This window comes from Candidatus Thalassolituus haligoni, assembly GCF_041222825.1.
Classification (GTDB): domain Bacteria; phylum Pseudomonadota; class Gammaproteobacteria; order Pseudomonadales; family Oceanobacteraceae; genus Oceanobacter; species Oceanobacter antarcticus.
Window position 1 is genome coordinate 3,477,501 of record NZ_CP139482.1, and the last position, 15,646, is coordinate 3,493,146.

Genomic DNA, 15,646 nt, shown 5'->3' on the forward strand with positions numbered 1-15,646 from the left:
AAGGCCTGCAAGCAGCAGGTTAAATGCCCAACTGCCGGTAAAAAAGACAATCGCCCTACCCGGCTCCGGCCCTAGTACATCCCATTCCCCCGACTGTAGCCGGATAATCTGCCACCCCAGATAGATCAAAGGTAACAAACCTGCGGTTAGCACCAGCCAGCCACGCCAGGCTTTTGTTGATAACGCCATCACGCTATCTCCCCCTTAATAGAACCGGTGTAAATCCATATCCTTGTATAAACTGGATACTTCGTCAGCATAGCCGTTGAACATCCGGGTTTCGACACGATTGGCAGACAACAGGCCGGAGGGCAGCCGGCGTTCACGAGCCTGACTCCAGCGTGGATGATCGACATCGGGATTCACGTTGGCATAAAAGCCGTATTCTTTGGGAGCCAGGGCACTCCAGGTCGTAGTGGGCTGAGTCTCGCTAAAGCGTAGCGATACAATCGATTTAATACTTTTAAAGCCGTATTTCCATGGCACGACCAGACGTAATGGCGCACCGTTCTGATTTGGCAGAACTTCCCCATAAAGCCCCACGGCTAAAATAGTTAACGGATGCATGGCCTCATCCATACGCAGGGCTTCCTGATAGGGCCAGTCGATTGTCGAGAAGCGACTGCGCTGTTCGGGGAATTGCTTTGGATCTTCGAGGGTTTGAAACTGAACATACTTGGCATTGGACAAGGGCTTGCAGCGTTTAATCAGCTCAGCCAATGGAAAACCAATCCAGGGAATCACCATGGACCAGGCTTCAACACAGCGTAATCGATAAATACGTTCTTCGAGATCAATGCCTTTAAGCAGATCTTCCAGCGACAAGCGGCCAGGGTTTTCACAAGCTCCGGCAATCTCTACCGACCAAAGGTCTGTTGTCAGCTTGTTGGCATATCGAGCAGGATCATCCTTGTCGTAACCAAATTCATAAAAATTATTGTAATTGGTGATTGCACTATAAGGTGCGGGGATGTCATCCGCACCGTAGGCGGTTTCCCTGGCACTGGAGATTTGCTGCTTGAGCCAATCGGGGCCAGCCAGCGCTGGCTCTTTTCGAGTTGCTAATGCCAGTGCTGGCAAACTCATCGTCGCTGCCGTCACGACTGCAGAGACACCCAGCGCAGTACCAATCGACGCTCCCATAAATGAACGACGGTTAAGATAGGTGTCTTTAGGGGTAATTTCCGAAGGCTTTGGATCGCTACGTCGGGGTTTGAATATAAGCATTACTGCGACTCCCTGATAAACAGAATTGAATCATTGACACAGGGTAGTCGCAGAGTTCGGCTAATTCTTACGCTTTTTCAGTCGATCCCATATTTCAAATGCCGGGCCAGACAGCGCATAACCAACAAAAACCAGCAACAGCACCTTGGCCGGATCGATAGACACCACGACAAACACCAGTACCACCGCCAGCAATGCCACAAAAGGTACCTTACCTTTCAGATCCAGTCCCTTGAAGCTGTGATAACGAATATTACTGACCATCAGCAGACCCGATACGGGCACCAGCACAGCCATCAACCAGGCCACTGATTGACCACTGACTCCGGCATCAGAAAACATCCACACCGTTCCGGCAACAACAGCAGCGGCCGACGGGCTAGCTAGTCCGGTGAAAAAATTCTTGTCTGCCACTGCCAATTGCGTATTAAACCGAGCCAGACGCAAGGCCGCTCCGGCAACATAAACAAAGGCTGCCACCCAACCGATCTTGCCCAGATCTTGTAACGCCCAACTGAAGGCGACCAGTGCTGGTGCCATACCAAACGACACCATGTCGGACAGACTATCGTATTCAGCCCCAAAATCACTTTGGGTATTGGTCATTCGCGCGACACGACCGTCTAGTCCATCCAGAATCATGGCAATAAAAATGGCCACAGCAGCTTTTTCAAAATGCCCATTCATACTCGCGGTGATGGCATAAAATCCGGAAAACAGTGCTGCAGTCGTGAACAGATTGGGCAACAAATAAATACCCCTGCTGCCGGCCCAGCCAGTATGGCGTTGGGGATCACCGTCTTTGCTGTTGCATTCGGTTACTGATTCTTCTTCATTTGGGTGTTGCTGAACTGGTTTCATTCAATGGCCTTATCATGCACTGGCAGCGCTGTTAAATACGTGCGCCGCCGAAAGGTATCTGCCGTCTTATGGGTATAAGGCCGCTCCGAGCACGGCCTGACGGCCGCTATTATGCGTTATCCGTCAAAGGCTGTCTTCCAGAGTGCCTGAATCAGCGGATCGTTCAAGCAATGCGCGTGTGAACACAGGCCAATCAAAAAGGACTCCAGTTCAGGCTGTACCGCCAAGACCCTCACCCGTGACGACATAGGACTATGACGCAGTACCAGCTCTGGCACCACCCCCACCCCGACGCCCAGCGCCACCATACTGACAATCGCCTCACTGCCGGAAACCTGCGCATATATATGTGGCTGTATCGATTTAGCCGCAAACCACTGATCAACACGAGAACGTGCCAGCCCACTGGTCGACAGCACCATGGGGACTGTTTGCCAATCGGGTTCCGATTGTGTCAGTTCGGGAATGATGGCAACGTTTCTCGGCGCAATAAACAGCAATGGACTGGACGTCAGTGCCCGAAATGACAAACCGCCATCCAGAGTTTCCGGACGGGCGGCCACGACAATATCAGCATCCCCCGAACTCAGACGGGGAATCGATTCTGCGGCATCACCGGTGAGAATATTCAGATCAATGCAGGGATAACGCTCCCGAAATCGCGACAGCAAATCCGGCAAAACCGTAAAACTGGCCGTCACCGAACAAAACAGCGTCAATCGGCCGGACAAGTCACTCACCCCGGTATTGACCTCATGTCGCAATGTTTGCCAGGCGAACAGGGTTTGCTCGGCGTGCTGGCGAAAGCGTTCGCCAGCAGTGGTCAGAGACAGCGGCGCTCTGTCACGACTAATCAATGGCGCCCCCACTTCCTGCTCCATTCGCGCCAGCCTGCGACTGAGCGTCGATGGACTCATATGTAACTGCTCAGCAGCTCGCCCCAGGTGAAGCATTGATGCCAGACTGATAAAAGACTGCAAGTCTTTGTAATCCATAAAAAATCACCTGATCAAAAAAATCACTGGCCACTATCGAAACGATCACCACCCGTTCATTGCAAAAAACGCAACACTACAACGCAAATATAGCATTTTACGCAACACCAGCATTCCCCTACCATGCTGCCCATCGACATTCTGTATCACCCCGCAATGAGGAAAACAAACATGGGCAATAACTACTTCAATACCCTGAACCTGCGTGAAAAGCTGGATCAACTGGGCCGTTGTCGCTTTATGGATCGTGAAGAATTCGAATCCGAAGCCGATTACCTGAAAGGCAAGAAAATTGTCATTATCGGTTGTGGTGCCCAGGGTCTGAACCAGGGTCTGAACATGCGCGACTCCGGCCTGGATGTTTCCTACACCCTGCGGGCAGAAGCCATTGCGGAAAAACGCCAATCCTGGAAAAACGCCACCGACAACGGTTTCACGGTTGGCACTTATGAAGAACTGGTTCCCTCTGCGGATCTGGTTATGAACCTGACGCCAGACAAACAGCATACCGCCGTTGTCTCTACAGTTATGCCACTAATGAAACAAGGTGCCACCCTGGGCTACTCCCACGGTTTCAACATTGTTGAAGAAGGCATGCAGATCCGTGAAGACCTGACCGTTGTGATGGTTGCACCCAAGTGCCCAGGATCGGAAGTACGTGAAGAATACAAGCGTGGTTTTGGTGTTCCGACACTGCTCGCGGTTCATCCTGAAAATGATCCGAATGGCGACGGCCTGGAAATCGCCAAGGCCTGGGCAGCGGGTACTGGCGGCCACCGCGCAGGCTGTCTGGAATCGTCTTTCGTTGCTGAAGTAAAATCCGACCTGATGGGCGAACAAACCATTCTCTGCGGCATGCTGCAAACTGGTGCGGTTCTGGGCTTCGAGAAAATGGTTGAAGATGGCATAGACGAAGGTTACGCCGCCAAGTTGATCCAATACGGTTGGGAAACCACCACCGAAGCACTGAAGTACGGTGGCATCACCAACATGATGGATCGTCTGTCCAATCCAGCCAAAATCGAAGCCTTCGACATGGCGGAAGACCTGAAAGAACTGATGCGTCCATTGTTCCGCAAGCACCAGGACGACATTATCTCTGGCGAGTTCTCCCGCACCATGATGGAAGACTGGGCCAACAATGACAAAAACCTGCTGACCTGGCGTGAAGAAACCGCAGAAACCGGCTTTGAAAAAGCTCCGGCTTCGGATGTTGAAATCAACGAACAGGAATACTTTGATCACGGCATCATGCTGGTTGCCATGATCAAGGCCGGTGTTGAACTGGCGTTCGAAACCATGGTTGAATCCGGCATCGTTGAAGAGTCTGCTTACTACGAGTCGCTGCACGAAACGCCACTGATCGCCAACACCATCGCCCGTCGCAAACTGTACGAAATGAACGTGGTGATTTCTGACACCGCCGAATACGGTAACTACCTGTTCTCTCACGCTGCCGTGCCTCTGCTGCGCGAGAAGTTCATGCCGCATATCAGCACCGACGTGATTGGTAAAGGTCTGAACCTGAAAACCAACTCGGTTGATAACGCACGCCTGATTGAAGTGAATGAACTGATCCGCAACCACCCGGTTGAATGGGTTGGCCAGGAACTGCGTGGTTACATGACCGATATGCAACGTATCGTCGAAGCATCCCGTTAAGCATCTGCGGCGGTGCTAAGCACCGCCACAGCTCTATAACTCGATGTGATTCAAAAAATTGACTTAGATGTCTTTTCACAACCCATGTTTCCGGGCTGTTGCCAGCAGTTTTTTTGCAATGACAACAAGCCCTGCCAGGCCCCCACAGCCGTTAGTCTTCGTTATTACTCTTCGCTATTAGTCAGCAACAGTACCCCGGCTCCGGTGTTGGAAATCGGCGCATGATAGTGCTTGTGCAGTACATTGACCTTGTCGCTCAAAGCGCCCCGCATCACCATCCACATAATCACTTCGATGCCTTCAGTACCGGCTTTTTCCATGATTTCGGTGTTGCTCTGGCTACACATCCATTCAGGGTTATTCACAATGGCATCCATGCACTGGATGTCGTATTCAACATCGATCAGCCCGGAACGCTCCCCTTGTAACTGGTGCGACAACCCGCCAGTACCGATAATCACGACTTTCATATCTTCGGGATAGGATTCCACCGCCGTACGTAGCGCCTTGCCAACCTCGTAACAGCGCTTGGCACTGGTCAGTGGATGCTGAACCGTGTTGACAGCAAAAGGCAGCGTCTTGACTGGCCACTCGGGCAAATGTCTCCACATCAGGGCCATCGGTACAGTAAAGCCATGGTCAACCAGCATTTCCTGACAGGTACACATATCCACGCCCTGATTGATCAGGCTCTCGGCCACATGCCAGGAAAAAGGCGCATCGCCTTTGAACGACGGCATTTCAGGAATACCCCAGCCTTCATCGGCATTACGATATTCGTCGGCACAGCCCATGGCAAAGGTCGGCACCTGATTGAGGAAAAAATTCAGACCATGATCGTTATACACAATAATGGCCAGATCGGGCTTCACTTCTGCCAGCCACTGTTTGACCGGTTCATAACCGGCAAAAAAGCGCTGCCAGTAGGGATCGTTTTCCTGTTTGTTGGCCATGGCGTTGCCAATCGCCGGAATATGAGACGTGGTGATACCACCGATGATCTTAGCCATGCCAGAACCCTCCTTCTTGATTCAGTTTTTCTTCAAATCCTGCGGCATTATTCAGCAGCATTTGCTTGAATTCGTCGGTCGAAATACCGTGAAAAGCGGCTCCGGCATCCTGCACCGTCAAACCGTGGAATACCGCGATCTTGGCCAGGTAATAGACATTGCCCCCCAGCCGCATCAGGGTGAGAAAATCACCCGCCAGTACCGCTTCACGCTGCTCGTCAGAGAGCCGGTATTTACGGCAATAGGCGTCCATATCGGCAGAAAACTCATCCCGATTGACTTTCTGGTTAAAAGAAAACGCCATCCGGTTCAGGTTGTAGCCAGAATGAGAGCGTTTGCCGTCGAACACATAAGTGCCCGGAATAGCGTCGTATTCGTGTTGTTGCCAGTTCATGACTGCAACCTCCAATCCGTTACCAGGAATTATTATTGATGATCCGGTGAATCAGCTGGTTGCAGTTTTAATCAATGCCTAGCAATAAAACATGGAAATAAGCCACTCTTACTTGTACATTTCGAAGATCATGGTATTGCCTGATATTTTCCTGATACAGATCAATCAGCCGCCAGCAGCCAATGTATCCAAACGGGACAGAGCAGCCACCAGGGCAACCACAAAAGTAACCACAACGGCCTATGCAACCGACAAACCACCACCAGGTTCCGACAGTCCACCAGTATGGCGATAACAGCAGCGGCTTTACGCCTGATTTGTTGCATTGCGAAACGCTCAGTCTGCGCAGTCGTCAGCATCAATTCACCATTCGGCCACATCGACATCAGGGACTGACGCAACTGTTTTGCCTGACGCGTGGCTCAGGGGAAGCCAATATCGACGGTGGGTCGTTTACCGCAGAAGCTCCGACGGTGATCGTCATTGCAGCGCTGTGTATTCACGATTTTTTGTGGTCAGAAGACGTCGAGGGATTTGTGTTGTCGCTGAGCCACTCGCTGATGGAGCAACTGGACAAGTCAGCTACCTGGCGTATCACCCAGCGAGTGGATGATGCCAGCGCCTGCGAAAAAATCGCCAGCCATATGCATGGCCTACTGGAGGAATACCACGCCACTGCTGATGCACAACGTGGCGATGCCTTAAAAAGCTGGCTCCAACTGATTACCACCGTACTGGCACGCCAGCATTATCAACAAGCGGTAAAGCAGACACCGGGATGGTGTAGAGAAACCCGCTATCTGACCGACTTTACCTGTCTCATCAATCGGGACTATGCCCGCCAGAGAACGACCGCCAGTTACGCCGATGAGCTGGGAATCAGCGCTCCACACCTGAACAGTTTGTGCAAACAGCAATTGCACCGGACAGCGCTGAGCCTGATTCACGAACGTCTGACGCTGGAAGCTTGCCGCAGCCTCAGTTATACCGTTCAACCTGTCAGTGCGATTGCTTACCAGCTGGGCTTTCAGGATCCGGCCTATTTCACCCGTTTTTTTCGCCGCCAGACCGGGTTATCTCCCAGTCAGTATCGGCAACAGTCAGAAGCCTGATCAGAAGCGCCGATGCTCAACCACCGGCATGTTCTGCCGCAAGTGCTGCAATTCGGCCAGATCAATATTACTGCAAACCACACCGGGCTCATGCTCCAGTTGCGCGAGCGTTGTTCCCCAAGGGTCAATAATCTGGCTGTGTCCCCAGGTCTGACGCCTGCTGTCATGCCAACCACACTGGTCTGCAGCAAGCAGATAACATTGCTGCTCAATAGCACGGGCGCGCAGTAATATTTCCCAATGCGCCGCTCCGGTTTTCCAGGTAAAAGCTGCTGGCACAGCCAATAATTCTGCCCCCTGCTCTCGCAGCAGCCGGTATAACTCGGCAAACCTCAGGTCATAGCAGATACTCAGCCCAAGGCGGCCTGCGGGTGTATCGACCACCACCACCGCATCGCCAGGGCAAAAACGCTCCGACTCACGATACTGTCCCTGGGAATCCCCTACCGCGACATCAAACAGGTGTACTTTGTCGTAACGCGCCACCAGTTCACCCTGATCATCAAACACCAAACAGGCCGAACGCACTCTGGGTTCAGCCGGATCGGGGGCTGGCTGTGGCACCGCTCCGGCCACCAGCCAAAGTCCGAGATCACGGGCCACGTCACCGAGACGATCTACCCAGCTCAGATCCCGAGCCAAATCCTGATAACGCTTACCGTCCATGCTGAGAAACATCTCTGGCAGTAGCGCCAATACCGCCCCCTGATCCCGAGCTTGCCGCAATAACGCCACGGCCTGAAGAAAATTGTCTTCCGGTTCTGCCAGACTGTTCATCTGAATTGCTGCGACCTTGGTCATCGGGATTCCTCCAGTCCAAAAATACTCAGAAAACGCTGTTTGAAACTGCGGCTTTTCTTGCCATCGACTTCATTATCAAAAGCCTGGCGAATTTGCATTTTAGGTGCGCTCCAGCGCCCGGTAACGTCATAACTGGCGCTGGTAAACTTTTCCAGTTCATCACCAATCAGCTTTTCCGTAACATAAATCGCCCCGGCAACTGGCGCGGCAAAACCCGCCAAGATGGCCACCAGTGGCAAAGAGCCGGTTACGGGAAAAGTCACCGCCAGTTTCATATCCAGCGTCTCGGCGACCAGATCGGTACTGCCAGACATCAGAAATTTGGCCCCAGGGCCATCCACCACCAGTGGCTCGGAAAAGGTCAATTTACCCTGCAGAATACTGGCTTTGGCTTTCATCACATCAAACGCCAGTCCAGACTGATACAGATCGGTAAAATCCAACTGTAATCGACGGGTGATGGAATTGAAGTTCAGGATACCAAACGCCTTGAGTGCCCCGGTGCCTTCGGTTTTCCAAACGCCATCATTAATTCGCAAGGTCGCCAGACCATTCAAGCTCATGGGGTTAAATGCCAATGGAGAACCCCGCCAACTCAAACTCATCGACGATGACAACTCCTTGCCTTCAATAATGGGTTCCTGACGGAAGGCTTTTTGAACCTTGCCGAGATCCTTGCCGCGCACTTGCAGCCTATCGATATAGGTGTGATGACCATCATTTTCCAACAACCAGCGAATATCACCGCTGAAATGCAACCCCTTCATATCACTATCGTTTATTGTCAGTGCCAGCCCATTTTCCACGGCTCGACTACTCAATGACCAACGGCCAAAATTACGACTGCCGACAATAAATTCAGCAATATTAATATCCATTGGTAATAGCTCGGCGGGCACCAGATCCTTCAGTGCATCGTTGGCAAGCACTGTTTCCAGCTGCTTATTGGCTGGGGTTTCGCCCAATAATAATCCTCGGGCATCGGGCTCTTCAACGACCTCATCGGTTTGCGGCAAATGCAGATAATCCAGAGCAATGGCCACGGGTTCTGAACCGGCACCCAGCACCACATCACCGCTGATCAGATCACTATCAATATGTGTTTGCCACTCACCCCAGTTCTGACCTGCCACCACATGGGTCTGCCCGGTTGCCAGTGTCCAGGCATCGAGCCGGGTAAAGGTCAGATCCACCAGTCGTAACGGATTAGCGGTAGTGGCTCCGCTACTGCCAGTACCTGTTGCTGTGGCGCTACCTGACTTGGTGTTCACGCTTGTTTCGGCGGCAACCAACGGCTGCAGTCGTAACCACATGGCCCACCATTCTTCGGCCTTGACTGGCGTATCAAGTTGGCCACGAATCTCGACCCCGGCGTCGCTGGGCAAAAACGGTTCGCTGTTACCCAGGTACACCTGACCACGATTGAGCCCCTGATTATCCAGTGCAAACACACCACGAATACGGTCGTCATAGTTCATAGTGATGCGGGTTTCGCGGCCAGGCCGAACGGTGATATACAAGGGATGTGTCGCGTCGTCTGCCGCTTTGCCTAGTGGGGCCGGATAATCAATCCGGGTGCCATCCAGTGTCGTATCCAGGGCAAAACGTACATCACTGGAGACGGTATTCAGATCCAGTGTCGCCCGGTAGCCCAATTCACCGGATATCGGATCGAGCAAAAACATCGGCATCCATTGCTTGAATGCAGCCAGTGTCGCCCGACCATCTGCACGGAGACGGGTGGTGAAACCGTTGGCCATCGTGGTGGATGTCATCACCGCAGTCACCTTGCCGCCCATTACCTCACCCTGCAGATCCGTCGATGATAAACCGGCGACCGAATCGTAGATCAGCGAGCCAGTCAACGACGAGATATCCAGATTCAGGTCATCCAGACGCAGCCGGTTATTGTCCAGCTGCGCGGCAATACGCACCAGCGGATTATCATCAGAGCTGCCCAATGCCATTTCCAGACTCATCTTGGCGTTCAGGCTGCCCTGTCCTTGCCAGTGGTCAAAAGCATGACCGACCATATCTTGCAACGGCGTTTCAGTAAAATAGCGCAGCGCTTCGCCACTTTCTCCAGTCAGCTGACCATCGATAAACAAGCGGGTTGGCTTATCCGGCGTGCTACGTAAACGGATGTGGCCGCCTTGCGGAGCGATATGTCCACCCAGCGTATCAGCGCCATCGACCCAGGCATCCACCGACGGTGTATCCAGTAAAATCCGGCCCGTCACGTTACGCATCAACGGCCAGCCTTTGAGGTATTCCAGTTCGCCTTGTTTGATATCCATGTACAGCTGAGTGGTCAGGCTGTTGTTTGGGCGACCTTCTTCCAGCACACCATTCAGTAAAAAGGCGCCATTGGAGAAAGAACCCGCCAACAAGGCGGTATCCAGCCACTGTCGGACTTCGGGCTCCAGCAAATCAGGCAGCAAGCGACTACGATCCGCCATACTGGCAGCGGGTAATCCCAGCAACAAGCTGAAACTGCTGTCCCGCCCCGAAGCGCGGGATGGCAAGGTCATGGACAGTTCACTGCGCAACTGCAAGTGTTGCCAGCGTCCCCGCATGTCAGTGAGCCAGATACGGGATTCGTCCGGCTGGATACGCCAATGCAACGCACCAGAAACCGCATCCATCTGCCACGGTTGCTGATAAACGCCTTGTAAATCGACCGTTACTGCCTGGTCCTTGAAGTTGATACGCCCAATCCGAGGCTGCAAATGCAACTGGCCATTCAGGCCCTGTACTCCGGGAATGCCCTTATAGGTAGTGCCGTGCACACCACGTAAATCCGCCCGTACATCTACCGTGTCGGTTGCCCCTGGCAAAAAGGAGATACGAACATCCTGCGCCTGACCGCCAGGCTGGATATGACTCAGATAGCGATCAAAAGGATCCGGCAGCAGGCCATGCCCTAACAGATAGTCAAGCGCCTGATTGATCTCCAGCTGCGCTAACCCCAGTTGCCAGCCACGCTGATCCGGCAGGCTGATGGCACTGATGGTAAAGTCATGAAAAGGGATCGTGTCACCCAGCGCAGGCATGATGCGCATATGCCAGTCATCGCCATTATGTTCGCCGCCCAGCTGGATGCGGCCTTCGGTCAGACTCAGCGGCTGCTCGCGAGTGGTCAGATCCAGCTGTTCAAGATTAAGATCGGCGTAGACCTGATACAGGTCGCCCTTACGGATTTTCAACCAGATTTCGGCACCCGCATCGAGATTGTCAAATGTCAGCCCCAGTGGCAGATCATCTGGAATCCAGCGTGTCCAGCTTTGTGGCTCAACGTAGGCGAACACCTCCCCGCTCTGCTCGCTCCAGGGCCAGATCTGGCCATCCAATACGGCATTCAGCGAGATATCGGCCAGCTGCTCTCGCCCCCAAGCCAGATTGCCACGTATGGATTGGCTGCCCCCCTGATGACGCCACAACAGCTGTTTGATCAGTAAACGATCGGTTTTGCCATTGTCGTTGAGCACCTGAATATGAGAGTCGGTGATTTCCATCCGCTGCTGTAATTCCAGCAACCTTGCCCACAGCGGCCGTTGTTCCGGCTGGCGAGGGCCAAGCGTCTGGGGCTGGCTTGAGTTTGTGGGCTCTGCAACGTCGCCAGAGTCGCCTTCTTGCCATGGCAGCATCCAGTTCTGGCCAATAAACCACTGCTGTTGATGGCGCCGTAACGATAGTTCCAGCCCTTCGACTTCGATACGCTTGAACACCGGGAGCTGATAAAACGCGCTGGCGCTGACGTCCAGCTCTAGCTCGACGCGCTGCAAGTACACTTGATCTGGTGCCACGCCCACGATGATGTCACGCAGCCGCAGAATCGGCGATAAATAACGCCAGTCGCCTTCCATCTGGCCAATGGTGACAGGCTGGCCGAGCTGCCGGGCAAGCTGCTGCTCCAGATCCGGCTGCCAGGTCTCCACCAGCGGGATTAACTGGCGCCCGGCGCTGGTATAGAGCGCCGTCATCACCAGTCCAACAACCAGTGTTATCCAGAGCTGCGTCCAGCAGGCACCGAGAAACCTCATGCCGATTCCTATTGAAAAAGTTATTGCAAAATGATGTCGTAGTAATCCTGTGCGTACAGGGATTCGACCTGCAGTTTAATGGTTTTGCCAATAAATGCTTCCAAATCTGCCAGCCCGTCGCTGTCTTCGTCTTGCAACCGATCAAGTACTGGCTGGCTGGCCAGTACCAGATAGGTTCCGGCACCATAGGCACGGTCTTCCCGCAAGATTTCCCGAAAAATTTCGTAGCACACCGTCTCGGGCGTTTTTACCGAGCCTCGGCCATCACAGGCCTTGCACGGTTCCATCAGCATCTGTTCGAGACTTTCACGGATACGCTTGCGGGTCATCTCCACCAGACCCAGCTCCGACACACCACTGATCTTGGTTTTAGCGTGGTCTTTTTCCAGTGCCTTTTCCAGCATCCGCAATACCTGCCGCTGATGTTCTGGATCAGTCATGTCGATAAAATCGAGAATAATAATGCCACCCAGATTACGCAGCCGCAGCTGTCGCCCAATGGCGTTGGCGGCTTCCAGGTTGGTCTTGTAGATGGTTTCTTCAAGGTTACGTCTGCCAACAAAACCACCGGTGTTGACGTCAATGGTGGTCATGGCTTCAGTTTGGTCGATGACCAGATAGCCACCACTCTTGAGCGGCACCTTGCGTTCCAGTGCGCGCTGGATTTCATCTTCAACGCTGTACAATTCAAACACCGGTCTAGGCCCGGCGTAGTAGTTCAGGTGATCTTCAATTTCCGGCACATATTGCTGAGAAAACTGCAGGATTTTTTCAAAGGTCTCGCGAGAATCCACCAGAATCTTGTCCACTTCCGGGCGCGCGTAGTCTCGCAAGGTGCGCAGATACAAGGGTAGCTCATCGTAGACCACTGCCGGAGACGAGTACTCGCTGATGCGTTCTTCCAGCTTGCGCCACAAGCGGCGCAAATAACGGGTGTCAGCCAGTATTTCTTCTTCGCCCACCCCTTCCGCCGCCGTACGCAAAATAAACCCGGCCTCTCCGGTCAGGCCTTCTGCTTCCATGCAATCCTGCACCATCTGTTTGAGACGATCGCGTTCGCCACCGTCATCAATGCGTTGGGAAACACCCACATGATCCGCGCCGGGCATATACACCAGATAACGGGATGGAATGGTCAGTTGAGTGGTCAGCCGCGCACCCTTGGTGCCGATAGGGTCTTTGGTCACCTGAACCACCAGTGACTGGCCTTCGTGTAATAACTGGTTGATCGGCGTCTGGCTATCCGGATGACCCAGCTCCGCAGCATGAATAAACGCCGCCCGCTCGAGGCCAATATTCACAAACGCAGCCTGCATACCCGGCAACACCCGAACCACCTTCCCCTTGTAGATATTGCCGACCAGGCCGCGGTGATTGGTGCGCTCAATGACAATCTCCTGCAACACACCGTTTTCCACCACCGCAACCCGTGTCTCGGTGGGTGTAATATTCATCAAGATTTCTGCGTTCATTACCGGATCCTTTTATTGTATTGGCGGGTCACTAATGGCGCAGCAAACCAAGGTCAGCCGGACTCCAGGGCCGTCAGGCTGCCATTCGCGGCACGCTCGTCAAGACTGCCAGTATGATATGCCATGTTGTTCAAGCAAGAGGGCTGTTTCTGCCAGCGGCAGGCCCACCACATTGCTGTAACTGCCATGGATGGAAGCCACCAGAACCGCTCCTTTGCCCTGAATGCCATAGCCACCGGCCTTGTCATCACCTTCCCCGCAGGCAAGATACCGACTGATCAGCCCGTCATCCAATTGGCGAAACGTCACATGGGTCATCACCACCTGAGTATCGCAGCGCGAGCCGCTCACCACCGCAATCGCCGACAACACCTGCTGGGTATTACCCGACAGCTGCTGCAGCATGGCGCGATGATGCTCAGGATTTTCCGGTTTGCCCAGAATACACCCGTCCATAATCACACTGGTATCGGCAGCCAGCACTGTCGCCACCGCATCCAACTGCGCGGCGACGGCACGGGCTTTCGTCTCCGCCATCCGCACGACGTACTCACTGGGATCTTCATTGGCAACAGGGGTTTCATCAATATTTGCTGGCGCTACCCGATGCGGCACACCGATCTGGCGCAGTAATTCCTGACGGCGCGGAGAAGCCGAAGCCAGTACTATCATGCCGAAATCCGCCGCAAGGTCAGTCGTGTCAGGGCAAAGACCCAGGGCCAGACAAACATCGAACTGAAGGCAGGCCCCCACATATTCACCGGGTGCGGGAAATCGAGCATCACTTGCGCCAGCCAGAAACTGAGCAGCTGATGCAACAACGCCAGCACCAACACCACCGCCATTTGCTGGAACAGGTTAAAAACTTCTATGCGGCGGAAAAAAAACTGCACCAGAAAAATATGAATCGACAAGGTGAAGACGTGGGTTCCCAACAAGGCTCCCTGCTCGGCATCCATCATTAGTCCGGCAGGAATTGCCAGCCACAAACCAAACGTTTGCGGGGACTGAAACACCAGCAAGGTGATAATCACCAGTATCCACAACGGCTGGAACCAGCTCAGCAAATCCGGCAGCGGCAGGTGCTCCAGCACAAACCCCAGAAACAGCGAAAGCATACCGATAACAAACGACTGAATAGACGTCACCGGTCATTCCTCCACAATTCGTCCGAAGGCACCTTGCCCGCTCCCTGGCTGAACACCAGGAGCAATAATCGACTACGATCCATCCGGGCACTCGGAGTAGCGGTCACACTGGCAAACAACTGCCCAGCCTGATGCTCCACTTGCTCTACCGTCGCAACCGGATAACCACGGGGGTAACGACCTCCAAGACCGGAGCTGACCAGCAAATCTCCCACTTTGATATCTGCGGTATTAGGCACATAAATCAGCTCAAGCCGATCCAGCGCACCGGTACCCGTCGCTATTGCACGGACACCGTTACGATTGATTTGCACCGGAATGGCATGGTTGGAATCGGCAATCATCATCACGCGAGACGTATGAGGAAGCACATCCACTACCTGCCCCAACAGACCATAGGCATCCAGTACCGGCTGGCCAATAAAGACGCCGTCATCGCCGCCCTTGTTAATCAGGATTTGCTGGGTATAGGGATCAGGATCCACGGCCATCACCGTGGTCACCAGCACCTTGTCGTCGACCTGTTCAGAGGCACTGAGCAACTCCCGCAGCTCAATGTTCTCCGCTTCCAGCGAGGCAAGCCGTTGGGCTTTTAATTCAAGCACCAGATTACGTGCAGAAAGCTGCTTGTTCTGATCCAGCAGATCCCGCCGCGAAGTGGTGGACTCGTCCATCCAGTTGGCCAGCGAAGACGGCAGGATAGCGAGCTGTTGGGCAGGATACAGGGCGTATCCGGCGACATAACGCAAAGACTGGAATACGGCATAGCGTTGATCCGCCCACATCAGGGCAAGCGCTAGCAAGCAGACCAACAAGGTGCGTTGGCCCTGATACGGGGGCATCTGAAATTGCGGTCTGATAACCCGACTCCCGAACGACTAGGCAATCTGTAAAAGTAATAAAAAAGGACAAGAACACTCC

14 protein-coding genes (1 of these 14 running past the window's edge) are annotated in these 15,646 nt (G+C 53.5%); 2 read left to right on the top strand and 12 right to left on the bottom strand.

The features are described from left to right. The 4 genes from SOJ49_RS15610 to ilvY form a co-directional block, all read right to left on the bottom strand. Positions 1–189 carry the beginning of a sulfite oxidase heme-binding subunit YedZ gene (locus tag SOJ49_RS15610; RefSeq protein WP_369855416.1) on the bottom strand. Its footprint begins 462 nt before the window's first position, so 189 of the gene's 651 nt are visible here — the first part of the coding sequence; its start codon is at positions 187–189; its stop codon lies off the left edge, out of view. Positions 190–204: 15 nt separating this feature from the next. After that, positions 205–1,227 (bottom strand): protein-methionine-sulfoxide reductase catalytic subunit MsrP, encoded by a 1,023-nt coding sequence (gene msrP, locus SOJ49_RS15615; protein ID WP_369855417.1) that lies wholly within the window; start codon positions 1,225–1,227, stop codon positions 205–207. Between the two features lie 60 nt (positions 1,228–1,287). Next, a complete protein-coding gene (gene pssA / locus SOJ49_RS15620) occupies positions 1,288–2,088 on the bottom strand; it encodes a CDP-diacylglycerol--serine O-phosphatidyltransferase (RefSeq protein ID WP_369855418.1) in 801 nt (266 codons plus the stop codon). A gap of 116 nt (positions 2,089–2,204) precedes the next feature. Next, positions 2,205–3,083 (bottom strand): HTH-type transcriptional activator IlvY, encoded by an 879-nt coding sequence (gene ilvY, locus SOJ49_RS15625; RefSeq protein WP_369855419.1) that lies wholly within the window; start codon positions 3,081–3,083, stop codon positions 2,205–2,207. A 171-nt stretch (positions 3,084–3,254) separates the two neighbouring features. On the opposite strand from ilvY, the gene ilvC reads away from it, so the two are divergent. Continuing rightward, on the top strand, positions 3,255–4,745 hold the full coding sequence (ilvC, locus tag SOJ49_RS15630; protein WP_369855420.1) for a ketol-acid reductoisomerase: 1,491 nt from the start codon (positions 3,255–3,257) through the stop codon (positions 4,743–4,745). Positions 4,746–4,909: 164 nt separating this feature from the next. Here the strand turns inward: ilvC and SOJ49_RS15635 are convergent, their stop codons facing one another. Both SOJ49_RS15635 and SOJ49_RS15640 read right to left on the bottom strand, forming a co-directional pair. Beyond that, entirely contained in the window at positions 4,910–5,755 is an 846-nt protein-coding gene (locus SOJ49_RS15635) for a class III extradiol dioxygenase family protein (protein WP_369855421.1), read from the bottom strand. Further along, positions 5,748–6,149 carry a protocatechuate 3,4-dioxygenase gene (locus SOJ49_RS15640; RefSeq protein WP_369855422.1) on the bottom strand — a complete coding sequence of 134 codons (402 nt, stop codon included), beginning with the start codon at positions 6,147–6,149 and terminating at the stop codon, positions 5,748–5,750. The genes SOJ49_RS15635 and SOJ49_RS15640 overlap by 8 nt, the downstream gene beginning before the upstream one ends. 242 nt (positions 6,150–6,391) lie before the next feature. On the opposite strand from SOJ49_RS15640, the gene SOJ49_RS15645 reads away from it, so the two are divergent. After that, a complete protein-coding gene (locus SOJ49_RS15645) occupies positions 6,392–7,261 on the top strand; it encodes a helix-turn-helix domain-containing protein (protein ID WP_369855423.1) in 870 nt (289 codons plus the stop codon). Here the strand turns inward: SOJ49_RS15645 and SOJ49_RS15650 are convergent, their stop codons facing one another. The 6 genes from SOJ49_RS15650 to mreC form a co-directional block, all read right to left on the bottom strand. Then, positions 7,262–8,062, bottom strand: a complete 801-nt coding sequence (locus tag SOJ49_RS15650) for a carbon-nitrogen hydrolase family protein (RefSeq protein ID WP_369855424.1) — start codon at positions 8,060–8,062, stop codon at positions 7,262–7,264. It lies immediately after the preceding gene. Then, positions 8,059–12,105, bottom strand: a complete 4,047-nt coding sequence (locus tag SOJ49_RS15655; RefSeq protein WP_369855425.1) for a YhdP family protein — start codon at positions 12,103–12,105, stop codon at positions 8,059–8,061. The genes SOJ49_RS15650 and SOJ49_RS15655 overlap by 4 nt, the downstream gene beginning before the upstream one ends. A gap of 20 nt (positions 12,106–12,125) precedes the next feature. After that, entirely contained in the window at positions 12,126–13,577 is a 1,452-nt protein-coding gene (gene rng / locus SOJ49_RS15660; RefSeq protein ID WP_369855426.1) for a ribonuclease G, read from the bottom strand. 99 nt (positions 13,578–13,676) lie between these two features. Next, positions 13,677–14,249, bottom strand: coding sequence for a nucleoside triphosphate pyrophosphatase (locus SOJ49_RS15665; protein ID WP_369855427.1), 573 nt, complete (start codon positions 14,247–14,249; stop codon positions 13,677–13,679). After that, on the bottom strand, positions 14,246–14,725 hold the full coding sequence (gene mreD, locus SOJ49_RS15670) for a rod shape-determining protein MreD (RefSeq protein WP_369855428.1): 480 nt from the start codon (positions 14,723–14,725) through the stop codon (positions 14,246–14,248). The genes SOJ49_RS15665 and mreD overlap by 4 nt, the downstream gene beginning before the upstream one ends. Further along, on the bottom strand, positions 14,722–15,567 hold the full coding sequence (mreC, locus tag SOJ49_RS15675; protein ID WP_369855429.1) for a rod shape-determining protein MreC: 846 nt from the start codon (positions 15,565–15,567) through the stop codon (positions 14,722–14,724). Before mreC ends, mreD begins: the two co-directional genes overlap by 4 nt. Positions 15,568–15,646: the final 79 nt, after the last annotated feature.

Bases quoted from the DNA above. Each gene is read 5' to 3' on its own strand.
- SOJ49_RS15665 (WP_369855427.1), bottom strand. From the start codon at position 14,249: ATGATAGTACTGGCTTCGGCTTCTCCGCGCCGTCAGGAATTACTGCGC.
- rng (WP_369855426.1), bottom strand. From the start codon at position 13,577: ATGAACGCAGAAATCTTGATGAATATTACACCCACCGAGACACGGGTT.
- SOJ49_RS15640 (WP_369855422.1), bottom strand. From the start codon at position 6,149: ATGAACTGGCAACAACACGAATACGACGCTATTCCGGGCACTTATGTG.
- msrP (WP_369855417.1), bottom strand. From the start codon at position 1,227: ATGCTTATATTCAAACCCCGACGTAGCGATCCAAAGCCTTCGGAAATT.
- SOJ49_RS15655 (WP_369855425.1), bottom strand. From the start codon at position 12,105: ATGAGGTTTCTCGGTGCCTGCTGGACGCAGCTCTGGATAACACTGGTT.
- ilvY (WP_369855419.1), bottom strand. From the start codon at position 3,083: ATGGATTACAAAGACTTGCAGTCTTTTATCAGTCTGGCATCAATGCTT.
- pssA (WP_369855418.1), bottom strand. From the start codon at position 2,088: ATGAAACCAGTTCAGCAACACCCAAATGAAGAAGAATCAGTAACCGAA.
- mreC (WP_369855429.1), bottom strand. From the start codon at position 15,567: ATGCCCCCGTATCAGGGCCAACGCACCTTGTTGGTCTGCTTGCTAGCG.
- ilvC (WP_369855420.1), top strand. From the start codon at position 3,255: ATGGGCAATAACTACTTCAATACCCTGAACCTGCGTGAAAAGCTGGAT.
- SOJ49_RS15650 (WP_369855424.1), bottom strand. From the start codon at position 8,062: ATGACCAAGGTCGCAGCAATTCAGATGAACAGTCTGGCAGAACCGGAA.
- SOJ49_RS15635 (WP_369855421.1), bottom strand. From the start codon at position 5,755: ATGGCTAAGATCATCGGTGGTATCACCACGTCTCATATTCCGGCGATT.
- SOJ49_RS15645 (WP_369855423.1), top strand. From the start codon at position 6,392: ATGCAACCGACAAACCACCACCAGGTTCCGACAGTCCACCAGTATGGC.